15 protein-coding genes and 1 pseudogene are annotated in these 22014 nt (G+C 74.9%); 10 read left to right on the forward strand and 6 right to left on the reverse strand.

Going from position 1 to position 22014, the window contains the following annotated elements:
- Positions 1-231 precede the first annotated feature (231 nt).
- The 4 genes and pseudogenes from ACZ6B1_RS22180 (at position 232) to ACZ6B1_RS22195 (ending at position 5200) form a co-directional block, all read left to right on the forward strand.
- On the forward strand, positions 232-1650 hold the full coding sequence (locus ACZ6B1_RS22180) for a HEAT repeat domain-containing protein (protein ID WP_468780825.1): 1419 nt from the start codon (positions 232-234) through the stop codon (positions 1648-1650).
- A gap of 278 nt (positions 1651-1928) precedes the next feature.
- On the forward strand, positions 1929-3059 hold the full coding sequence (locus ACZ6B1_RS22185) for a glycosyltransferase family 4 protein (protein WP_468780827.1): 1131 nt from the start codon (positions 1929-1931) through the stop codon (positions 3057-3059).
- Positions 3056-4237: a glycosyltransferase gene (locus ACZ6B1_RS22190; RefSeq protein WP_468780829.1), complete on the forward strand. Its 1182-nt coding sequence runs from the start codon at positions 3056-3058 to the stop codon at positions 4235-4237. Before ACZ6B1_RS22185 ends, ACZ6B1_RS22190 begins: the two co-directional genes overlap by 4 nt.
- A pseudogene (locus ACZ6B1_RS22195) lies at positions 4234-5200 on the forward strand (SGNH/GDSL hydrolase family protein). The gene ACZ6B1_RS22190 and the pseudogene ACZ6B1_RS22195 overlap by 4 nt, the downstream one beginning before the upstream one ends.
- On the opposite strand, the gene ACZ6B1_RS22200 reads toward ACZ6B1_RS22195, so the two are convergent.
- The 5 genes from ACZ6B1_RS22200 to ACZ6B1_RS22220 form a co-directional block, all read right to left on the reverse strand.
- A complete protein-coding gene (locus ACZ6B1_RS22200) occupies positions 5101-5970 on the reverse strand; it encodes a 5-oxoprolinase subunit C family protein (protein WP_468780831.1) in 870 nt (289 codons plus the stop codon). The pseudogene ACZ6B1_RS22195 and the gene ACZ6B1_RS22200 overlap by 100 nt on opposite strands.
- Positions 5971-6010: 40 nt before the next feature.
- Positions 6011-6628: a 5-oxoprolinase subunit B family protein gene (locus tag ACZ6B1_RS22205; protein ID WP_468780896.1), complete on the reverse strand. Its 618-nt coding sequence runs from the start codon at positions 6626-6628 to the stop codon at positions 6011-6013.
- 5 nt (positions 6629-6633) lie between these two features.
- Positions 6634-7392: a LamB/YcsF family protein gene (locus ACZ6B1_RS22210; protein ID WP_468780833.1), complete on the reverse strand. Its 759-nt coding sequence runs from the start codon at positions 7390-7392 to the stop codon at positions 6634-6636.
- Between the two features lie 74 nt (positions 7393-7466).
- Entirely contained in the window at positions 7467-8297 is an 831-nt protein-coding gene (locus ACZ6B1_RS22215; protein WP_468780897.1) for a putative hydro-lyase, read from the reverse strand.
- Positions 8298-8302: 5 nt separating this feature from the next.
- On the reverse strand, positions 8303-9622 hold the full coding sequence (locus ACZ6B1_RS22220) for an MFS transporter (protein ID WP_468780835.1): 1320 nt from the start codon (positions 9620-9622) through the stop codon (positions 8303-8305).
- 143 nt (positions 9623-9765) lie between these two features.
- Between ACZ6B1_RS22220 and ACZ6B1_RS22225 the strand changes: the two genes are divergently transcribed.
- From ACZ6B1_RS22225 to ACZ6B1_RS22240, 4 genes are all read left to right on the forward strand, one after another.
- Positions 9766-10467, forward strand: a complete 702-nt coding sequence (locus tag ACZ6B1_RS22225) for a GntR family transcriptional regulator (RefSeq protein ID WP_468780837.1) — start codon at positions 9766-9768, stop codon at positions 10465-10467.
- Between the two features lie 130 nt (positions 10468-10597).
- Positions 10598-12124: a hypothetical protein gene (locus ACZ6B1_RS22230; protein ID WP_468780839.1), complete on the forward strand. Its 1527-nt coding sequence runs from the start codon at positions 10598-10600 to the stop codon at positions 12122-12124.
- A 31-nt stretch (positions 12125-12155) separates the two neighbouring features.
- Entirely contained in the window at positions 12156-13034 is an 879-nt protein-coding gene (locus ACZ6B1_RS22235) for a hypothetical protein (protein WP_468780841.1), read from the forward strand.
- A gap of 37 nt (positions 13035-13071) precedes the next feature.
- Positions 13072-17730: a hypothetical protein gene (locus tag ACZ6B1_RS22240; protein ID WP_468780843.1), complete on the forward strand. Its 4659-nt coding sequence runs from the start codon at positions 13072-13074 to the stop codon at positions 17728-17730.
- Positions 17731-17792: 62 nt separating this feature from the next.
- Here ACZ6B1_RS22240 and ACZ6B1_RS22245 read toward each other — a convergent pair whose 3' ends face one another.
- Positions 17793-18284 (reverse strand): hypothetical protein, encoded by a 492-nt coding sequence (locus ACZ6B1_RS22245; RefSeq protein WP_468780899.1) that lies wholly within the window; start codon positions 18282-18284, stop codon positions 17793-17795.
- Positions 18285-18741: 457 nt separating this feature from the next.
- Here ACZ6B1_RS22245 and ACZ6B1_RS22250 point away from each other — a divergent pair, with 457 nt between their 5' ends.
- The gene (locus ACZ6B1_RS22250; RefSeq protein WP_468780845.1) at positions 18742-21576 is read left to right on the forward strand and encodes a nitrate- and nitrite sensing domain-containing protein; all 2835 of its coding nucleotides are present in this window, start codon (positions 18742-18744) and stop codon (positions 21574-21576) included.
- Positions 21573-22007 carry a roadblock/LC7 domain-containing protein gene (locus ACZ6B1_RS22255; RefSeq protein WP_365123026.1) on the forward strand — a complete coding sequence of 145 codons (435 nt, stop codon included), beginning with the start codon at positions 21573-21575 and terminating at the stop codon, positions 22005-22007. Before ACZ6B1_RS22250 ends, ACZ6B1_RS22255 begins: the two co-directional genes overlap by 4 nt.
- Positions 22008-22014 lie beyond the last annotated feature (7 nt).

Here is a 22014-nt window from a genome sequence, read left to right on the forward strand (position 1 = left end):
GCGGCAGCTCACAGGGCGGGTCATCATGACGACGTGGTTCACGGACGCGATGGCTGGGCAGGTGTTGCCGCACCGCGCGGACCGTGACGCGGTCCGCATGGGCCACCGACGAGAGGCAGAGAGAGATGGTCTACAGCAAGCAAGAGACGGCGGGCGCTCCGACGTTGTGTCACGCGGCCAGGTAATGCGTGTTTCCCGGTTGCGTCGACGCTTGATGTGAGGCTGTTTCCCATGTTCGATCCGGTCATAGCGCCCAGCGGTACGCTGCTCGGCCTGCTCCAGCGGGGCCGCGGCGACGGCACGCTGCACGCGCTCACCGCCCCGCGCGCCGAGGCGCTCGCGGCCCTGAACCACTGCGTGCTGCGCGACCCCCGCCACGACTGGCAGGTGGAGAACCGCTCCCTCTACTACGCCCGGCTCTATCTCGACCTGAACGGCGAACTGGACGCCGTCGAGGCGCACCTCTTCGGCGGCGAGGACGTCCTCGACACCGAGGAGTCGCGTACCGGCCTCGCCCTGGCCGTGCTCGGGCACCTCGCCTCCTACGGCAGGCGCGACGCGCTCGACCTGCTGCGCAGGTATGCCGCCCACGGCTCCAACTGGGCCTGGGCCCTGGACGAGCTGGCCCTGCGGGACGACGACGCGGGCCTGCGCGCCCTCGCCGCCCCGGTCCTGGCCCGCTTCGCCACCGATGCGGAGGGTGAGGCCGAGCTGGCCGCCGCCGTCCGCGACGCCTTCGAGCCCAGGCCCTGGCGGCTGTGGGCCGAGGATCCGCGCGCGTCGGTCGCCACGCGCGTGCGTGCCGCCCAGGAGACCGGCTGCTTCGACCGCTGGCAGCGCCAGATGCGGCCCACCGGGCCACGTCCCGGCTGGAGCGTGCGAGCCGTCTTCGAGTGGGCCCAGCAGGGCATCGAACGCGGCGCCGCCCTTCATGTGCCGGCCGCCCGCTGCCTGGTCGCCGTCGCCGGTCCGGACGACCGGCCGGAGATTTTGCGGGCCGCCCGGACCGGTACCGACGGAGCCCGTTGCACGGCCCTGCGCTACCTGGCCGACGGCAACGACCCCGACGCCCTCGGCCTGATCGAGGCCGCGGTCGCGGACGGGACGTCGGTCGTCGTGGAGGCGGCCGTCGACGCCTTCGAACGGATGCGCAGTATCGCCGCGGTCCAGCGCGCCCGGCGCTGGGCCCAGCGCCCCGACGTCCTCGGGGCCGCCGCCGGCCGCATGCTCGCCTGCCGCGGCGGGGCCCAGGACAGCGACCTCGTCCTCGGCGCCCTGCGCGAGGCCGTGCGCGGCGAGGGACCCGACGCTCCCACCCTGTGGACCCTGGTCGACGGCGCCGGACGCCTCGGCATCGCCTGCGCGGCCCCCGTGCTGCGCCACGTCTACCGTGAGACGGCCTCCTCCCATCTGCGCGGCCGGGCCGCTCGCGCCCTGGCCGCCACCGATCCCTCCTTCGCCACCGGCTTCGCCGTCGAATGCCTGTGGGACTGCGAGGAGACCACCCGGGAGATCGCCGCCCGGCACGCCGAGACCGGCGACATCCGCGTCGTCGAACGGCTCCGCCGCCTCGCCGCCGACCCGGCCGAGGAGGACGAGGTGCAGACGGCGGTCCGCAGCCGCTTCGGACCGGACGCGCAGACCATGTGACCCCGGCCGCTCACGGCCGGGCCAACGCCGGGCCACGGTCCCGGCGGGCGCCGACGACGGGCGGGGACACGCGGCGGGCTCTTGCCGGGGCCGCCGTCGCAGACACGCCGCCCGGGCGGGATCCCGCGCCCGCGTGTGAACACCGGGTGACCCGCGGGACAGCCGGGCATGGCGGCCGTCCGACCCGCGCGGGTGCGCGGTCCAACGCTCACGGGACGTTCCCCGGCCGGAAAGATCGACGTTGACGCGGCCACGTCCAGCACGGCGACAACACCCGTATGCGTGTCGTCATCGTGACCGAATCCTTTCCCCCCGACGTGAACGGCGTCGCCCACTGCGCGCTCCAGACCGCCCGCCACCTCGTGGACCGCGGTCACCATCCGCTCGTCGTCGCTCCGGCCACCGCACCCGGCACCAGGGCCGACACCCTGGCCGAGCCGTGCCCCGTCGTCCGTGTCCCCTCCCTCCCGCTGCCCGGCTACCCGCAGGTCCGGGTGGCCCTGCCCAGCCGGCGGCTCGCCGCCGCGCTCACCGGGCACCGTGCCGACCTGGTCCACCTGGCCGGCCCCTTCGTCCTCGGCGTCCGGGGCATGGCGGCCGCCGCCCGGCTCGGCATACCCGCCGTCGCCGTCTACCAGACCGACCTGGCCGGATACGCCCGTACCTACATGGGTGCGGGCGAGGCGGCCGCCTGGCGCCGGATCCGCTCCGTGCACACCGCCGCCGACCGCACCCTGGCCCCGTCCAGCGCCGCCCTGCGCGACCTCGAGGCACACGGCGTGCCCCGGGTCTTGCTGTGGCCGCGCGGCGTGGACACCGTCCGCTTCCGGCCGGACCACCGGAACGAGGCGCTGCGCCGTGAACTCGCCCCGAACGGCGAGGTGATCGTCGGCTACGTCGGCAGGCTCGCCCCCGAGAAGCAGGTCGACCTCCTGGCCGGTGTCTGCGGGCTGGAGGGCGTGCGGGTCGTGGTGGCCGGCGACGGACCCAGCCGCGCCCACCTCACCGAGGCCCTGCCGGGCGCGGTCTTCCTGGGCCGGCGCACCGGCGACGACCTCGCCCGGATCTTCGCCTCGCTGGACGTGTTCGCGCACACCGGCCCCTTCGAGACCTTCTGCCAGACCGTCCAGGAGGCCATGGCCGCCGGCGTGCCCGTGGTGGCCCCCGCCGCCGGCGGGCCGCTCGACCTGGTCGCCCACGGGCGCACCGGCCTGCTCGTCCCCCCGCGCGACGCGGTCGCCGTACGGGAGGCCGTGCGCACCCTGGCCGCCGACGCGGGGCTGCGGGCCGCGTACGGCGCCGCCGGGCGCGCCATGGTCGAGGGACGCACCTGGGCCGCCGTCGGCGACCGGTTGATCGCGCACTACGAGGACGTGCTCGCCGCCCGGAAGACGGCGGTGGCGGCATGACCGGCACACCCGTGCGCATCGTCCGGCTCGCCAACTTCGTCACCCCGGCCTCCGGTGGCCTGCGCACCGCCCTGCGGGAACTGGGCAAGGGTTTCCGGGCGGCGGGCCACGAGCCGGTGCTGGTGGTGCCGGGTGAACGGCACACCGACCGCGACACGGAGCAGGGCCGGGTCATCACCCTGCCCGGACCGGTGCTGCCCGGCACGGGCGGCTACCGCGTGCTGGCCGACAGACGGCGCCTGGCCGCACTCCTGGAGCGGCTGGCCCCGGACCGGCTGGAGGTCTCCGACCGCACCACCCTGCGCTGGACCGGCCGCTGGGCGCGCCGCGCGCGCGTACCCGCCGTGATGGTGTCCCACGAGACCGCCGACGGCGTGCTGCGCACCTGGGGCCTGCCGGAGCACCTCGCCCGGTGGACCGCCGACGCCCTCAACACCCGCACGGCGCACGTCTACGCGCGCGTGGTGTGCACCACGGAGTTCGCCGAGCGCGAGTTCGTACGCATCGGCGCGCGCAACGTCGTACACGCTCCGCTGGGTGTCGACCTGACGGAGCGGCACCCCGCCCTGCGGGACCCCGGGCTGCGGGCTCTCCACGCGCGCGGTGACGAGGCGCTGCTCGTCATGTGCTCGCGGCTGTCCGTGGAGAAGCGGCCCGGAACCGCCCTGGACGCCCTGGAGGCGCTGCTGCGACGCGGCCGGCCGGCGGTGCTGGTGGTGGCCGGGGACGGGCCGCTGCGGGCGCGGCTGGAGCACCGGGCGCGCGACCGCCGGCTGCCGGTGGCCTTCCTGGGCCATGTCGCGGACCGGGCGCACCTCGGCACGCTCCAGGCGTCCGCCGACGTGTGCCTCGCGCCCGGGCCCGCCGAGACCTTCGGGCTGGCCGCGCTGGAGGCCATGGCGTGCGGGACGCCCGTGGTGGCGAGCTCGTCCTCGGCGCTGCCCGAGGTGCTCGGGTCCGCGGGAGCGGCGGCGGCCGACCGGGGCGAGGCCTTCGCGGACGCCGTGGAACTGCTGCTGGCGCGCTCCGGGCCCGAGCGGAGGGAGGCGGCACGCGCGCGTGCGGAGTGCTTCGGCTGGGGTGCGGCGGTGGAGGCGTTCCTCGCCGCGCACGACGCGGAGGTGCTCGGGCGTGCGGACGCCCCGGCCCGTCCCGCCACCCGGGAGGGCGCGGCATGAGACGCGTCCGCTTCGTGGCGCTGGGCGATTCGCTGACGGAGGGCGTGGGCGACCCGCTGGGGGAGGCCTGGCGGGGCTGGGCCGCCCTGCTGGCCGGCGCCCTCACCGAGGACCCGGTCCGGACCGAGCTCACGAACCTGGCCGTCAGCGGGGCGCGGACGCACGACGTGCGCGAGTCGCAGACCCCGGCCGGGTTCGCGCTGCGCCCGGACCTGGTCTCCGTGGTCGTCGGCGTCAACGACACGCTGCGCCACACCTTCGACATCGACGCCGTGGCCCTGCGGCTCGACCAGGTGTATGCGGCCTTCACCGGCCAGGGCGCCACGCTGCTCACCGCCTGCCTGCGACCCCGGCGCGATGCTCGGACTCCCCGGCGCCCTGGCCCGCCCACTGGCCCGCCGGCAGCGGGCGGTCAACACCGTCGTGCACGCGCTGTCCGACCGGTACGGGGCGGTCCACCTGCACGCCTCGGAGGGTGCCTGGCTCACCGACCGTGCCCTGTGGAGCGCGGACCGGCTGCACCCGGGCGAGCGCGGCCACCGGCAGCTCGCCGTCCGCTTCCACGCCCTGCTCGTCGCGGCGGGCCTCGCCACCGGGACACCGCCGTCCACCGAACCGGAGTTCCCGGCCCCGACCCGTGCGGCGAGCCTGTGGTGGCTCGCCACCGCCGGGACCGGCTGGGTGGCCCGGTGCTGCACCGATCTGCTGCCGCAACTGCTGCGGCTGGTGGCGGACGAGGCGCGGCACCGCGCGCGGGGCACCGCGAACCGCCTCGACCTGCGCGCGTCCGCCGCGGCGTCACAGGCGCTGGCCGCCCTGCCCGCGGCCCGGCGGGGCGAGGGGGGCCGGACCGGCGCCGGGGATCAGCGGCGCCGTACCGCCACGAACCGCACCGGGGTCCCCGGGACCGCCTGCGCGGCCGCCGGGAGGTCGGCCGCGCGCACCACGGCGATCACCGGGTAGCCCCCGGTGGTCGGATGGTCGGCCAGGAACACCACCGGGCGGCCGTCCGGCGGGACCTGGACCGCGCCGAGCACCATGCCCTCGCTGGGGAGTTCGCCACCGCGGGCCCGCTCCAGGGCGGGCCCCTCAGTACGCAGGCCGATGCGGTTGCTCGCCGGGGAGACCCGGTAAGCGCGCGTGGTCAGCGCCCGCAGCGCGCCCGCCGTGAACCAGTCGTCGCGCGGGCCCATCGTCACCCTGAGCACCAGTTCGGCCGGCGGCCCCGGCTGCGGGACGGCGTCCACCCGCGCGGGAGGGCCCGCCGGGGCGCCCAGCGGCAGCACCGCGCCGTCCGCGAGGGGCGCCGGACCGAGGCCGGACAGCAGATCGCGGGAGCGGCTGCCGAGCACCGGCTCCACGGCGATGCCGCCGGACACGGCCACATAAGCGCGCAGGCCGGCCACCGCCGTGCCCACCTCCAGCAGCTCACCGGCGGGTACGACGACCGGGGCACCCCAGGCGGCCGGCCGCCCGGCCACCGTGACCGGGCACGGCGCGCCGCCGACGGCGACGGTCACCGTCGAACGCGGGCGCAGCGCACAGCCGTCGACCGTGGTCTCCAGGACCGCCGCGTCCGGCGGGTTGCCGGCCAGCCGGTTGACGAGAGCGGCCGCGGGCGTGTCCAGCGCCCCGGAGCGGGGCACGCCGAGGTGGGCGTACCCGGGGCGCCCGCGGTCCTGCACGGTGGTCAGCGCCCCGGCCCGCACCACGACGAGCGCACGGTCGGTCACGCGTCCTCCCCGGGTGCCGGGCACACGCGTGCGTACGCCGTCATGCGTCGTCCACCGGTGTGAAGCGCACCCGTGTGCCCGGTGAGAGCAACGCCGCCGGTACGCGCACGTGGTCCCACAGCACCGCCTCCGTGGTGCCGATCAACTGCCAGCCGCCCGGCGAGGAGCGCGGGTAGACACCCGTGTACGGCCCTGCGAGCGCCACGGCACCGGCCGGTACCGCCGTGCGCGGAGTGGCCCGGCGCGGCACGTCGTAGCGGGCGGGCAGCCCGGTGAGGTAGCCGAAGCCGGGCGCGAACCCGCAGAAGGCCACGGTGAATTCGGTGCCCGTGTGGATCCGCACCGCCTCGTCCACGGGCACCCGCCAGTGGGCGGCGACCTCCGCGAGGTCCGGGCCGTCGTAGCGCACGGGAAGTTCGACCGGTTCGCCCCCGTGCGCGGGAGTGTCCGGCGCTTCGGAGGAGGCCAGTTCGGATGCCAGGCGGGCCGGATCGGCGAGGCCGTCGAGCAGGACCGTACGGGCCGCCGGGACGATCTCGCGGACGGTCAGCGAACCCTCCGCGCGGCGCCGCAGCAGCGCGGCGTGCAGGGCCCGCGCCTGCGCACCGGAGGCGACCTCGACCAGCAGGGCGTCGTCACCGACGGGGAGTGCGGTCACGCGGCTCATGCGAAGGCCTCCACCCGGACGCCCGCCGCCACCAGCCGCTCGCGCACCCGCCGGGCCAGATCCACCGCGCCGGCCGTGTCGCCGTGCAGGCACAGCGAGCGGGCACGAACCTGGATCCGCGCGCCGGAGTGCGCGACCACCGAGCCGGAGCGCGCGAGACCCACCGAGCGCTCCACGACGGCCTCCGGATCGCTCACCACGGCGCCGTCCCGGTCGCGCGGCACCAGCGTGCCCGCGTCGGTGTAGGCGCGGTCGGCGAACGCCTCCGTGACGGCGAGCAGGCCCGCCTCGCCGGCCAGTTCCAGCAGCCGCGAGCCGGGCAGGCCCAGGACCGGCAGCGAGGCGTCCGCCAGCAGCACGCCGTCGACCACCGCCGCGGCCTGGTCCTCGTCGTGCACCACCCGGTTGTAGAGCGCGCCGTGCGGCTTGACGTACGCCACGCGCGCGCCCGCCGCCCGGGCGAACACCTCCAGGGCGCCGATCTGGTAGGCCACTTCGGCGGCCAGCTCGGCGGGCGGCACGTCCATCGCGCGCCGCCCGAATCCGGCGAGGTCCCGGTAGGAGACCTGCGCGCCGATCGTCACCCCGCGCGCGGCGGCCAGCTCGCACACCCGGCGCATGGTGGCCGCGTCGCCGGCGTGGAACCCGCAGGCCACGTTGGCGCTGGTCACGACGGACAGCAGCTGCTCGTCGTCGGTCAGCCGCCAGCGGCCGAAGCCCTCGCCCAGGTCGGCGTTCAGATCGATCGCGGTCATGGTCCCTCGTGTCTTTCCGGTCCTCGTGTCGGGCGCTGCCCGGGTCCTCGTGCCGGGTGTGCCGCTCGCCGGCGTCAGTCGACGCCGACCACGCGGTACTGCTCGTCCCGCGCGTCGGTCAGGAACATCTGGCCCGGTGCGTGGGTGATGGCGAACGGCGGCCGGGACGCCATCACCGCCGCCTGCGGGGTAACGCCGCAGGCCCAGAACACCGGGATGTCGTCGGGCGCGGCGTCCACCGGGTCGCCGAAGTCGGGCCGGCCGAGGTCCTCGATGCCCAGGGCCGCCGGGTCGCCGCAGTGCACCGGGCCGCCGTGCACGGCCGGCAGCAGGCCGCTCTCCCGTATCGCGGTCCGTAGGTGCCGCGGTGGCACCGGACGCATGGAGACCACCATCGGCCCGCGCAGCCGGCCCGCCGGGCGGCACTGCCGGCCGGTCACGTACATCGGCACGTTGCGGCCCTGTTCGACGTGCCGGATCGGGACGCCCGCCCCGGCCAGCGCCCACTCGAAGGTGAAGCTGCAGCCCAGCAGGAACGACACCAGGTCGTCCCGCCAGTACGCGCGCACGTCCGTCGGCTCCTCGGCCAGTTCGCCGTCCCGCCACACCCGGTAGCGCGGCAGGTCGGTGCGCAGATCCGCGCCCGGGGCGAGCACGGTCGAGGTGGATCCCGCGTCCGTGACGTCCAGCACCGGACAGGGTCTGGGGTTGCGCTGGCAGAACAGCATCATGTCGTAGGCCCAGTCGGCCGGCACCGCGATCAGGTTGGCCTGGGTGTGCCCGGCCGCCACACCCGCCGTGGGTCCGGAGAGTCCCGCCCGGAAGCGGGCCCGCGCGTCCTCGGGGCTCCACGCGTGCGCGTGCTCGTCGACGAGGGTCACGGGCCGGTCGGAAGTACGGTCCACCCGCGTCACGCCAGTTCCTTCCCACGCGTCTCCGGCAGTCCGAGCAGGGCGAGCGCCGCCAGGCCGTAGCCGACCGCGCCGAAGACCAGCGCGCCGCCCACACCCCAGCTGTCGGCCAGGAAGCCCACCAGGGTCGGGAAGACCGCGCCCACCGCGCGGCCGGTGTTGTACGTGAAGCCCTGACCGGTGCCGCGCACCGCCGTCGGGTACAGCTCGCTCAGATAGGAGCCGAAGCCGCTGAAGATCGCCGACATGCAGAAGCCGAGCGGGAAACCGAGCACCAGCAGCAGGGTGTCGGCGCCGTGCGGGATGTTGGCGTAGGCCAGCACACAGACCGCCGACAGCAGCGCGAACAGCCAGATGTTGCGGCGCCGGCCGAGCCGGTCGGTGAGGTATCCACCGGTCAGGTAGCCGAGGAAGGCCCCGGAGATCAGCAGGGTCAGATAGCCGCCGGTGCCCACCACGGACAGGCCGCGCTCGCTCTTCAGGTACGTCGGCACCCAGGTAGCCAGCGTGTAGTAGCCGCCCTGGACGCCCGTGGACAGCAGGCTCGCGAAGAGCGTCGTGCGCAGCAGCCCCGGATCGCCGTCCGTCGCCGGCCGGAAGATCGCCGCGAACGAGCCGCGCCGCGGGCTCTGTTCGCGGGCCGCCGTCGCCTCGGGCGCGTCGTGCACCCGGCGGCGCAGCCACACCACGAGCAGCGCGGGCAGTGCCCCGGTCCAGAACATGATCCGCCAGGCCAGGTCGTCACCGGCGAAGGAGAAGACCAGCGTGTAGACGACCGCCGCCAGTGCCCAGCCGACCGCCCAGGAGCTCTGGATCGCGCCGAGGGTACGGCCCCGGTGCCTGGCGCTCGCGTACTCGGCGACCAGGATGGCGCCCACCGCCCACTCGCCGCCGAAGCCGAGCCCCTGCAGGGCGCGGAAGACCAGAAGTGTCTCGTAGTTGGGGGCGAAGCCGCAGGCCACGGTGAAGACGGCGTACGTGATCACCGTGATCATCAGCGCCCGGACCCGGCCCACCCGGTCCGCGACCACCCCCGCCACGGCCCCGCCGATCGCGGAGACCACCAGCGTGACGGTGGTGAACAGGCCTGTCTGGCCGCTGTCCAGACCGAAGTACGCCGCGAGCGCCACCATGCTCAGCGGCAGCGTGAAGTAGTCGTAGGAATCCAGGGCATATCCGCCGAAAGCTCCGGCGAACGCCCGACGGCCGCGCGGACCGAGGGCCCGCAGCCAGCCGAACGCGCCGTCCTCGGCGGTGCGTTCATCTGTTGCCGGTCGCAGGTCCGGTGACGCGGACCGGGGCGGAGGAGTCGTGCTCATGGGCACCTCGCAAGGGGGGAGGGTGCGGTGAACCGAGCAGTGCCGTGCGGAAGTTGTGCCGTGCGGAGCACCGTAGAGGATCGTTCAACGATCCTTCAATACCCCTGTTGTCTCGTTCCCCCGACTGCGATTGAATTCCGGGCATGGCCGAGCAGTTGACGGGACTAGCCGACGACCGCGCCCTCCTGGGGCGCACCAGCACCGCCGAACGGGTCTCCGACATCCTCCGGAGCCGTGTCGCCGAGGGCTATTTCCCGCCGGGCACCCGCCTGTCCGAGGACGCCATCGGCGGCGCGCTCGGGGTCTCCCGCAACACCCTGCGCGAGGCGTTCCGGCTGCTCACCCATGAGCGTCTGCTCGTCCACGAACTCAATCGCGGTGTCTTCGTCCGGGTCCTGACCGTGGAGGACGTCGAGGACATCTACCGCATCCGCGCCCTGGTCGAGTGCGCCGTCGTACGCGGCCTCGGCGAGCCCCCGTACGCACTCGACGGCCTGGCCGCCGCCGTCACCGAGGGCCAGCTCGCCACCCACGACAATGACTGGAAAGCACTGGGTACGGCCAACATCCACTTCCACCGCGAACTGGTGGCGCTGGCCGGCAGTGAACGCACCGACGAGCTGATGCGCAGCGTCTTCGCCGAGCTGCGACTCGCCTTCCACGTCGTCGACCACCCGCGCCGGCTGCACGAGCCGTACCTCGCCCGCAACCGCCAGATCCTGCAGGCGCTGCAGGCGGGGGACCGGCGCGAGGCCGAGCGGCTGCTGAGCACCTACCTCGCCGACTCGCTGGAGCGCGTCGTGGAGGTGTACCGGCGCCGGGTCGGCGAGGACGCCTCCTCCTGACGCCGGGCGCCCGTCGAGATCACTCACGGCGTCCGTGGATGCGGCTCCGGGCGCCTGTCGAGGATCTGTGACGGCCGTCGCTTCTGCGTCGTTTGGGTCGTTGTCAGACCGAGGACCTAGTCTGTGCACCGTGACTTCGCCTGCATCGACGGACAGCGTTCCGCCCCAGCTCAGCGCGGGGCCGCGCCCGGCACCGGGCCCGGCCGCCGACGAGGGGCTGGCGCGGCGGCTGCGCGCGCTCGCCTGCACGGCGCCGCTGCACGACCTCGACGCGCGCAAGGCCAACCTGGCCGGTGAGTACTCGGTGTACGGCATGGCCGAGGTGGCCCTGGCCGCCATCGACCTGGTCACGCTGAACATGGACTTCGACACGGGCGCCGACCACGAGCAGATCGTGGCCCGGCTCGTCCCGCGCATCGCCGCCCAGGCCCCTCAGCGGCCCACCGCCGAGCACGAGCGCGTGGCCCGCTGGGTCCTGGAGAACCTGATCAACGTCGGCAGCGTGGACCGCGGCTTCCGCGCGGTGTACGGCACGTTCGCGCCGGACGGCACCTACGTCCGCCGTGACTACGACTTCAAGCTGATCGAAGAGGTCCCCGCCCCCGGCGGCACGGTCTACCTGCGCACGACCGACGAAGCGGTCAACGTACTCGTCGGCGCCCTGGACACCGATGTCACCAGCGCGCAGATCGCCGCCGAGGTCAAGCTCGAGGTCCTGATCAACCGGGGCCGCCTCGCCGACGCCCAGCTCGCCGCCGAGCAGGCCCGCTACCGCACCGTGCAGTACTCGGAGACCCTGCGCCGCGCCCTGGAGGCCACCCGGCGCAACGTCCGAGCGGTCGACTGGCTGAACGCCGTGCCCGACATGATCGCCGAGGCCCTCGACCACGTGGCCGACCGCTACCGGCACGAGAACGCGATCCTCACCAACATCCGCAAGGCCCGCGACGAGACCGAGGACCCCGGGAACAAGCGCCGCGCGGCCGAGCTGGTGGACATCGTCAAGGACTGCATCCGCCGGCACACCCAGCTGCAGTCCCGGCTGCTGGAGGCGGGCCCGCTGTTCCGCGCCGAACAGGACAGACAGGCGTTCGCCCCGGCGGCGTCCACCTCCGGGACCGACCTGTACGGTCACCTCCTCGCGCCGTCGCTGCCGCTGCCGCTGGAGCGGGCGGTCCGCGTCACGGACGCCTTCTTCGCCAACGCCACCGGGCTGCGCACCCCGGTGTCGGTGCGCGTCGGAGACCTTGTGGACATACTGCTGACACCGCCGGTGGAGCGGGAGCACCTGGGCGCCGAGATGCCCGAGCCCGACCTGATCGCGACACCCGACGACAGCCGGTTCAGCGAGGAACAGCTCGCCGCCGCCATGGAGTTGCTGGACCTCCCTGCGGACGCCCCGCGCCGGCTGTCCGGACTGCTGGCCGAGGCACGCGGACAGGACCCCGAACTGCCCTACCTGGTCGCGCTGCTGGCCGTGCACGCGGCCAGCCCACCGGTCGGCACCGCCTACCGGCAGGGCGAGCAGAAGCTGCTGTTCGCCGTCGACGACGGGACGGAGCTGGACGATCCCGAGTTCGGCGGGGCCGACCTGATCGTCGGAACGGCGCTGCTGGACGCGGCGGGAATGGCCGCCGACCGGACGGAAGCAGCATGAGTGAGCGAGACCGCGACAAGGAGCCCAGACCGTGACCGAGCACGTCGAGTGGAGTGACACGGAGGCCCCGGCCCCGTCGGCGTCCGCCGCCGTCACCCCCGCCGACGCCGCCGACGCGGCGCGGCTCGTCGCCTTCGGGCTGCAGCCCAGACTGCAGCCCGCACGCGACCAGGAGTACACCGATCTGCTGCGCCGCTACCGCGAGGAACCGGCGTTCGCGCGGCTCGCGGACGCCGTCGCCGCCGGCCTCGGCCTGGTCGTGCTCGAGGTGTCCCCGCGCGCGGGGATGGCCGTGACGGCCGCCGAGGACTCGGTGTTCGCCGTCCGCATGGGCGACTACGCGCGTCGCACCGCCGCCGACGCCGGGGACCGGTTCCTGCACGGCCTGGCCCACCTGGCCGTCGCCGCGCTGGCGTTCCCGCGCCCGGAGGACCTGGCCGACGATTCCTACATCGGCCGGATCACCGTCAACGGCGTCGACGCCTTCGTCCGGCAGGCCTGCCGCCGTCTGGAGGAACGGGCCGAGGAACGCGGCGAGAACACCGACCCGGCCACCGACGCGCCCGGCCTGGAGGCCGCCTGGCGGATCTGGGCCCGGCGCAGCGCGACCGGCGCCACCAAGGACGCGCGCCGGCCGGCCGCCTCGACCACGGGCATCGTCGCCAAGGCCGCGGCCTTCCTGACCGACTCCGGTTTCCTGCAGCGCACCGGGGACGAGCACGGCGGCACCTACCGCACCACCGCGCGCTACCAGCTCCAGGTACGCGACCTGGCCGGCGGCGCCGCTATGGCCGAACTGCTGGAGCTGGGCGTCGTCCCGGTCACCGACGGCTCGGCCAGCCTGCTGGCCGCAGAGGACACCGAAGACCTGGACCTGGTGGCCGACGCCGGGCTGCCGTTCCACTCCTGATCCACCGCATTCCTGACCAGACTTACGAGAGTCCGCCATGTACGAGCTGTCCCGGGTCCGCCTCTACTCCATCGGGCCGGCCGGTGCGCGCTACGCCGACACCGTGCTCGACCTGCGAGGCGTGGGCGGGCCCGTGCCCGACCCCGCGCCCACGCAGGCGGAGTTCTTCGCGGAGGAGCCGTCCGGCCCGCCGCACCGGCCCGCGCCCGCGGGCGTGCTCTTCCTGGAGAACGGCGGCGGCAAGTCCGTCCTGCTCAAGCTGATCTTCTCGGTGATGCTGCCCGGCCACCGCAACACCCTCGGCGGCGCCAGCTCCGGCGTGCTGCGCAAGTTCCTGCTCGCCGACGACTGCGGGCACGTGGCGCTGGAGTGGCAGCACGTGCAGACCGGCGAGTGCGTCGTCGTCGGAAAGGTCAGCGAGTGGCGCGGACGCCAAGTCTCCAGCGATCCCCGGAAGTTCGCCGAGGCCTGGTACTCCTTCCGGCCCGGCCCCGGCCTCAGCCTGGACAACCTGCCCGTCGCCGAGTCCACCGCGGTACGGCCGCCCGTCGAGGGCAGCTCGGGCGCCCAGGGCCGGCGCCGCACCATGAAGGGCTTCCGCGACGCCCTCACCGAGTCCGGCAAGGCCTACCCCCATCTCGAGGTGCACTGGGAGGAGATCCACGACCGCTGGATCGAGCACCTCGGCGACCTCGGCCTCGACCCCGAACTCTTTCGCTACCAGCGGGAGATGAACGCCGACGAGGGCGAGGCGGCGGGCCTCTTCGCGGTCAAGAAGGACTCCGACTTCACCGACCTGCTGCTGCGCGCGGTCACCGACACCCGCGACACCGACGGCCTCGCCGACCTGGTCAGCGGCTTCGGCAACAAACTCGGCCGGCGGGCCGAGCTGATCGCGGAGCGCGACTTCACCGCGGGCTCCGTCGACCTGCTCGGGAGGATCGTCGAGGCCGCCGAGACGCGCTCACGCGCCCGTGACGTCCACGCCGGCGCCGAACGCCGTACCCGCACCCTGGCCCGGCGGCTGTCCGGGCGGGCCGTACGGGAGCGGGTGCGCGCCGCGGACCTGGCGCAGCGCGTCACGGCCGCCGCCTACGCCGTCACACACTCCGAAGGGGCGCGCGAGCGCAGCTCGCTCATCGCCGCCGAACTCGCCTACCGCCACGCGTCCCTGGCGCTCGCCGCCGCCGAGAAGGCAGCCGCCGCGCAGAAGCGCGAGCTGGCCGACGCACGCACCCTGCACTCCGCCTGGCAGGCCGCCGAGGCCGTGCTGCGGCACCGCGCCGCCGCCGACCGCGTCGCGCGCGTGTCCGCCGCCATCCAGGAGGCCGAGCGGGACGCGGCCCCCGCGCTCGCCGCCCGCGCCAAGGCCGCCGTGGACCTCGTACGGGCCCTGCACGCGGCCGCCGAGAGCGCCGAGAGCCTCGCGAACGAGGGGGAGGAGCGCTCAGCGGCCCTCCAGGAGGTCGGTGAGAGCGGCTACCGCGACTCCACCGCCGCCGCCACCGAGGCCCAGCGCGCCCGCAGCGAGGCCGGGCACCTGCGCCAGCGCCTCACCGAGGTCGAGCAGGAGACGGCCGAGGCGGTGCGCGCGGGCTGGCTCGACGACAGCGCGCCGGACGCCGACCCGGCCCGCGCCGCGCTCGCCGCGAGCGACGCCGAGAAGACCGCCGTCGCCGCCTGGGACGCGGCCCGTGAGGCCGCCCGCAAGGCCACCGAGCAAGCACGCGAGGCGGCCTCCGCCGAGGCGCGCGCCGAGCTGACGGCGGCCCGCGCGGCGGACGCCGCGACCGCGGCCGAACGCGCCCACGACGCCGAGCGGCGCCTCGCCGAAAGCCTGGCCGCCGAGGACCGGCTCGCCGAGCTGCTGAGCCTGCCGTCCGGGGCGGCCCGGACCGGGGTGCCGGCGCCCAGGAGCGAGGCCGACGACCCGTCGACGCGGGCGGGCGACCCGACGGCCGCCCGTCCGCGTGCCGAGGGCGCCCTGGGTCCCGGGGAACTCGACCGTTACGCCGACGAGTTGCGCGAACTCCTCGACGACGCGGTGTCGACCGCCGAACGGCACCTGTTCGACCTGCGCACGGCCGCCGCCGACGACGCCCGCATCCTCGGCGCCCTGGGCGACGGCGGGTTGCTGCCGCCCGGACCGGACGTGCTGGCCACCGTCGAGTTCCTCGGCGAGCACGGCATCCCCGCGCTGCCCGGATGGCGCTACCTCGCACAGGCCGTCGACCCCGCCGACCACGCGCGCGTTCTCGCCGCCCGCCCCGAACTGGTCGACGGTGTGATCATCACCGATCCCGACACGCACGCGCGTGCCCGCGAGGCGCTCGGCGACGCCGCCCTGCTGCCCCGCTCCGCCGTGGCGGTCGGCACGGCCGCGGCCCTGCTGGCCCCCACCCCGGCGCCCGGCGCCACCCCGGGCGACGTCTTCCTGGTGCCGCCGAACCCCGCCATGCACGACGAGCACGCGGCGGACGAGGAGCGTCAGGCCCTGCGCGCGCGGGCCGCCGAGCGCGACGAGGAGATCCGCGTGCTCGCAGCCCGACTCGGCCGGGACCGCGAGCTGGCGGCCCGTCTCACCTCCTGGCGCACCGGCTGCCCGGCCGGACGACTCATCGAACTGGGCGACGCCGCTCAGGAGGCACGGGCCTTCGCCGAGGAGAGCGAGGCCGAACTCGCCGAGGCACGCACCGCGCGCGCGGAGGCCGACGAGGCCGCCGCCGAGGCGACGCAGGTCCGCGACGAGCGGCAGGAGGCCGCGCAGCGGGCCCGGCGCGCCGCCGACGCCCTCGCCGGGCTCGCCTTCCGGCTGCGCGAGCGGGCCGGCTGGCAGGTCAGGCTCCGCGAACTCGCCGACGAGGCCGCCGAGTCGGAGGCCCGCGCCCAGGCCTGCCTGGAACGTGCCCGCGCCGCCGACGAGGACCGCCGCGCCGCCCAGCGAGCCGCCGACGACGCCCGTCGCACCGCGCGTGCGCTGCGCGCCGAGCGCTCCGAGATCGCGGGCGCACCCGACGACGTGCCGGCGGCGGACACCGACGCCCCGGAGGCCTCCCTGCCCGCCCTGCGCGAGGCCTACCGAGCCGCCTCCCAGGTGTACGAGAAGGTCGGTGTCGGCGCCGACCTGCGGGCCGAGCAGGCCCGCGCGGAGAGCGACGAGAGCGCAGCCCGCGCCGAACTGGACCGCCTCAGCAACAAGGTCCGCACCCGCGCCGAGCAACTGCTCCAGTCGCCGGACGGTTCCGACGGCCCCTCCCGGCAGGCGGCCGCCGCGCGCGCGGAGGAGCTGGTGCAGCTCCTGGAGACCCGCATGTCCACCGCGAGCGAGCAGCTCGGCCGGCTGCGCGGCGAGGCCGAGCGGCACGCCCCCGAGGACGGCGAGGCGCACACCGAGCTGTCCGGGGAACTCACCCCGCGCGACGCCGAGCACGCCCAGGCCCTGCTGCGCACCGCCACGGCCGAACTCGCCGCCCGCACCGAGGCGCTGGCCGAGTCCCGGGACGCGCACGCCGAGCTGCTGGAGGCCCACCGGGCCGCCGAGGACGCCGCCGGCGGCTTCGACGAGATCGCCGCGATGCTCCGCGACCTGCTGCGCGAGCACACCGCCGACGAGGAGCAGGAGGAGCCGGAGCCCTACCCCGGCAACCTGGAGGAGGCCCGGCACTCGGCCGCCGAGGCCCGCCGCTCCCTGCGCGGCTGTGCCGCCGACCTGTCCGCCGCCGAGGCGGCCGTGCGCGAGGCGAGCGACGTGCTCGTGCGGCACGCCAACTCCACGCGGTACGAGCAGGTGCGAACCCCCGCCCGGCAGCAGATCCGCGAGCTGCCCGCCTCCGCACTGCCCGAGCACGCCCAGAAGTGGGCGGCCGCCTTCGCGCCCCGCCTGCGTGTCCTCACCGACGAGCTGGCCCAGTTGGAGCGCAACCGGGACTCGATCGTCGACCGGCTCCGGGGGCTGGTCGAGTCGGCCCTCGCCACCCTGCGCTCCGCCCAGCGGCTCTCCCGTCTTCCGGAAGGACTCGGCGAGTGGTCCGGGCAGGAGTTCCTGCGCATCCGTTTCGAGGAGCCCGACCAGGCGACCCTCACCGAACGGCTCGGCGAGGTCATCGACGAGGCCACGCGCGCGGCCGTGAAGAAGAACTCCGACCTCCGGCGGGACGGCATGTCATTGCTGCTGCGCGGAGTCGCCGCCGCGCTGCAGCCGAAGGGCGTGGCCGTGGAGATCCTGAAGCCGGACGCCGTGCTGCGCGCCGAACGAGTCCCCGTCGGTCAGATGGGCGACGTGTTCTCCGGCGGACAGCTCCTCACCGCCGCCATCGCCCTGTACTGCACGATGGCCGCCCTGCGCTCCAACGACCGGGGCCGTGACAAGCACCGGCACGCGGGGACGCTGTTCCTCGACAACCCGATCGGCCGCGCGAACGCCACCTACCTGCTGGAACTCCAGCGGGCGGTGTCCGACGCGCTGGGCGTGCAACTGCTCTACACCACCGGCCTGTTCGACACGACCGCGCTGGCCGAGTTCCCGCTGGTCATCCGGCTCCGCAACGACGCCGACCTCAGGGCGGGCCTGAAGTACATCAGCGTCGAGGAGCACCTCCGGCCCGGTCTGCCGCAGCAGCCGCAGGCAGGAGAGGCGGGGCACAGCGAGATCACGGCGACCCGCATGTACAAGCGGCCGGCCTCCGCCACCTCCTGATCGGGGCGTGGGGGACCGTGCCGGGGGCCGCCAGGGCCGGCCCTCCGGTCCGGCCGGCCCCGTCAGGAGTGCGACAGCTGCCCGGTGCCGCCCCGCCGGCGTATCCGCGCCTGCTCGCGCAGGGTGGCCCGCTCCTGACGCCGGCGCGTCCGGCGCTCACGGCGCAGCGCCCGGGCCGTGCTGCTCGGCTCGGAGACGACGCCGTACCGCTGGTTCCACACCTGACGGGTCACCCAGACATCGGCCACGCCCCAGGTGGCGACGATCGTGCTGACCACACTGCTGATCACCATCGGGAAGGCCAGCCAGGACCCGGCCATCGTGCACAGGAACGCCACCATCGCCTGGATCAGCGTCACCGAGGCGATCAGCACCGCCCGCACCGCCGCCGTCCGCACCGGGTCGGGCATCCGGCGCCGACGCGCCGGCTCCTCCACCCACAACTGCCGCTCCGGCTGCCGGAATTCGCCGGTGGACTCCCCGGCGCGCTCACGCGCCGGAATGTCGCGATCAGGCGCTTCCGGGTGCCGCCGCACCGACGAGCGCTCCGCCATGCTTTCCGCGGTCGCTCCGCGCCGCTCCGCCGTGCCCGTCACCGTGTCACTCCCCACCGCCGGCAGGCCCCTTGCCCCGATGTCCGAAGACGCCGACTCCCAGTGGCTGCCCGGCTTGCGCACTTTTACGCCGCCGGGATGCGGCATGCGGCTCCTGCGTCCGATTCCGCCCCCGTTTCCCATGAGGAAAGACGAGTAACGAGCCGCGAAGATTCCCATCGGCGAAAAGTTCCAGCCAACCAATTGTCCGTACTGCTCCGGCCGGTTCAGCTGCGGGCCCCCGGACGCCGGGCGCAAAGTCCCGCAATGCCCGGACAACTCGCCATCTCTCGCCTCCGGTGCGGAAGTTCGCACGCCACACGCGTCTTCGAGTTATCTGTGCGGCGGTAGTAGGCTCGCGCCGTTTGTTGACGCACATGTGTACCCCCGACCGGCGGGGGTCGAGCTGGGGGAGGCCATGCGCTTTCGCGGGAAGTCGATCCGCCGGAAGATCGTGGCGCTGCTTCTCGTGCCGCTGGTGTCCCTGACCGCCATCTGGGGCTTCGCCACGGTGCTCACGGGTCGTGAGGTCGCCCGGCTCTTCAGCGTGTCCGACATCGTCCAGGACATCGGCTATCCGACTGAGGACGCCGCCCGCGGCCTGCAGCAGGAACGCCGCCAGACCCTCGTCTACCTCGCCGACCCGCGCGCGGCCGACGCTCTCTCTGCGCTCCACCGCACCCGCACCGCGACCGACCGCTCCCTCGCCGAGATCCGCGAGCACGCCCGGGACGGGGACGCCCTCGACGGCATGGACGGGGACGACAGCGAGCGTCTGACCACGGTCCTGGACGCCTTCGACGGCCTCGACTCCCTGCGCCGCGGCGTCGAGGCGCGCACGGTGAGCCGCGCCCAGGCCTTCGACCGCTACAACCGCCTCATCGACCCCTGTTACACCTTGCTGGCCGCCCTCGACGGTATCGACAGCGTCGAGATGACCGAGCAGGCCCGCGCCCTCGTCAACCTCACCCGCGCCCGCGAACTCCTCTCCCGCGAGGACGCGTTGCTCGGCTCCGCGCTGGTCGTGGGCAAGGTCTCCCGCGACGAGACCCGCGACATCTCCGACCTCGTCGCCCAGCGCGATCTGCTCTACGACATCAGCCTGCCGCTGCTCCCCGCCTCGGAACGCGACCGGTACGAGCGCTTCTGGGAGAACGCCACCACGGCCCCGCTGCTGGCGGCCGAGCAGTCCGTCACGGGCACCGGTCCCGGGACCCCGCGCGGCGTCACCGCCCGGAGCTGGGACGCCACCGCGGCGAGTGTCCTCGACGAACTCGGCACCCTCGACGACCAGGCCGGCGACCGCTTCCAGGACCGGATGCGGCCCGTCGCGGTCGGCGTGATCGTGCAGGCGGCCGTCGCGGGCGTCCTCGGTCTCGTCGCCCTCCTCGTGTCCGTGGTCCTGTCCGTGCGCATCGGCCGCAGCCTCGTGCGGGACCTGCGCAAGCTGCGCCTGGAGGCGCACGAGGCGTCCGGGGTGCGGCTGCCCAGCGTGATGCGCCGCCTCTCCGCCGGCGAACAGGTCGACGTGGAGACCGAGGTGCCACGGCTGGAGTACGACAGGAACGAGATAGGTGAGGTCGGCCAGGCACTCAACACCCTTCAGCGCGCCGCCGTCGAGGCCGCGGTGAAGCAGGCCGAACTGCGGTCCGGCGTCTCCGAGGTGTTCGTCAACCTCGCCCGCCGCAGCCAGGTCCTGCTGCACAAGCAGCTCACCCTGCTCGACACCATGGAGCGCAGGACCGAGGACACCGACGAACTCGCCGACCTCTTCCGGCTGGACCACCTCACCACCCGTATGCGCCGGCACGCCGAGGGACTGGTGATCCTCTCCGGCGCCGCGCCGTCGCGGCAGTGGCGCCGCCCCGTACAGCTCATGGACATCGTCCGGGCCGCGGTCGCCGAGGTGGAGGACTACGAGCGCATCGAGGTCCGGCGCCTGCCGCGGGTCGCCGTCACCGGCCCGGCCGTCGCCGACGTCACACACCTGGTGGCCGAACTCCTCGAGAACGCCACGGTCTTCTCCCCGCCGCACACCGCCGTCCAGGTCCTCGGCGAGCGGGTCGCCAACGGCTTCACCCTGGAGATCCACGACCGGGGTCTCGGCATGACCGCCGAGTCCCTGCTGGACGCCAACCTCCGGCTCGCCGAGACGCCCGAGTTCGAGCTCTCGGACACGGACCGGCTCGGCCTGTTCGTGGTCAGCCGCCTCGCCCAGCGCCAGAACGTCCGGGTCTCCCTGCAACCGTCTCCCTACGGCGGCACCACCGCCGTCGTCTTCATCCCCGACCTGCTGCTGTCCGACGACGTCCCGGACACCAACGGCATCGGCTTCCGCCTCGACCGCGACCGTCCGGCGAAGGGGACCCGACAGGCCGTGGGCCTCGGCCCCGCCCGCTCCCAGGCCCCCGTACAGCTCCCCGGCCTGCCGACCTCCCTGCTGGACGGGCCGGTCGAACTCGAGGCGCCGGTGGACCTGGACGCCATCGACGACTTCCCGGGTGCACTGACGGACGAGGAGAGCGAGCGCGGCGGCCTGTTCCGCTCCCGCCGCACCCGCGACCACGCCGACGAACGGCGGATCGCACTGTCGGACGAGCCGCATCAGCCGGTCCCTCCGCGCGCTTCCGACAACCCGGACCCCGGCCGGACCGGCGGCCCCGTACCGCTGCCGCGGCGCCAGACGCCCAAGTTGGTCAGCTCGCACGGCCGGCCCGTCGTCGAACAGCGCGTTCGGCGCGACGACCCCGACGACCAGCCCGCGCCCGGCTCGCGCCGCCCCGACGCCGTGGGGCCGGCCCCGCTGCCCGCCCGCCGGCGCGGCGCGGCGGCCGGGCGGACGCCCGCTCTCCCCGAGCGCGCGGACGAGCACACGGTCCCCCCGGGCGACGGCGCGGAACAGAGCCCCGAGGTCCCGGCGCTGCCGCGGCGCACCCGGCCTTCACCGGCCGCTTCCGGCCGCGGTCCCGGCGAGGGCACCCCGCTCGCGGACGGCCCGGCTCCGGAGACGCCGTCCGGCACCGGGCCGCTGCCCCGGCGCGTACGGCAGGCCAACCTGGCCCCGCAACTGAAGCAGGAACCCGCGCTGCGCCCCGAGCGCGCCGAGGAGCCGGCCGACCGCGACGCCGACGAGGTCCGCAACCGGATGGCCTCGCTGCAGCGCGGCTGGCAGCGCGGCCGTGAGGAGAACGCCTCGGGCGACGACGCACGCAACGGCACAGCACAAGGAACGACTAAGGGGGACGGTCGATGACCGCACCGAAGGCCACCGGCCACACGGAGCCCAACAAGGGCGAGCTGAACTGGCTCCTCGACGAGCTCGTCGACCGGGTCGCGAGCATCCGCAAGGCCGTCGTGCTCTCCGGCGACGGCCTGCCCACCGGGGTGTCCAAGGACCTGACCCGGGAGGACAGCGAACACTTGGCCGCGGTCGCCTCCGGCTTCCACAGCCTCGCCAAGGGCGTGGGCCGCCACTTCGAGGCGGGCAGTGTCCGGCAGACCGTGGTCGAGCTCGACGACGCCTTCCTGTTCGTCACCGCCGCCGGGGACGGCAGCTGCCTCGCCGTCCTCTCCGACGCGGACTCCGACGTCGGGCAGGTCGCCTACGAGATGACACTGCTGGTCAAGCGGGTCGGCGTGCACCTGATCACGGCTCCGCGCACCGATCTGCCCGCAGGCGGGTAGTGGGATG

It is taken from the genome of Streptomyces sp. NPDC041129 (genome assembly GCF_055592265.1).

What these genes read in the sequence shown, in the direction of transcription:
- ACZ6B1_RS22225 (WP_468780837.1), top strand. Translation starts at nt 9,766, where the DNA reads ATGGCCGAGCAGTTGACGGGACTAGCCGACGACCGCGCCCTCCTGGGG.
- ACZ6B1_RS22190 (WP_468780829.1), top strand. Translation starts at nt 3,056, where the DNA reads ATGACCGGCACACCCGTGCGCATCGTCCGGCTCGCCAACTTCGTCACC.
- ACZ6B1_RS22240 (WP_468780843.1), top strand. Translation starts at nt 13,072, where the DNA reads ATGTACGAGCTGTCCCGGGTCCGCCTCTACTCCATCGGGCCGGCCGGT.
- ACZ6B1_RS22185 (WP_468780827.1), top strand. Translation starts at nt 1,929, where the DNA reads ATGCGTGTCGTCATCGTGACCGAATCCTTTCCCCCCGACGTGAACGGC.
- ACZ6B1_RS22255 (WP_365123026.1), top strand. Translation starts at nt 21,573, where the DNA reads ATGACCGCACCGAAGGCCACCGGCCACACGGAGCCCAACAAGGGCGAG.
- ACZ6B1_RS22245 (WP_468780899.1), bottom strand. Translation starts at nt 18,284, where the DNA reads ATGGCGGAGCGCTCGTCGGTGCGGCGGCACCCGGAAGCGCCTGATCGC.
- ACZ6B1_RS22250 (WP_468780845.1), top strand. Translation starts at nt 18,742, where the DNA reads ATGCGCTTTCGCGGGAAGTCGATCCGCCGGAAGATCGTGGCGCTGCTT.
- ACZ6B1_RS22180 (WP_468780825.1), top strand. Translation starts at nt 232, where the DNA reads ATGTTCGATCCGGTCATAGCGCCCAGCGGTACGCTGCTCGGCCTGCTC.
- ACZ6B1_RS22210 (WP_468780833.1), bottom strand. Translation starts at nt 7,392, where the DNA reads ATGACCGCGATCGATCTGAACGCCGACCTGGGCGAGGGCTTCGGCCGC.
- ACZ6B1_RS22220 (WP_468780835.1), bottom strand. Translation starts at nt 9,622, where the DNA reads ATGAGCACGACTCCTCCGCCCCGGTCCGCGTCACCGGACCTGCGACCG.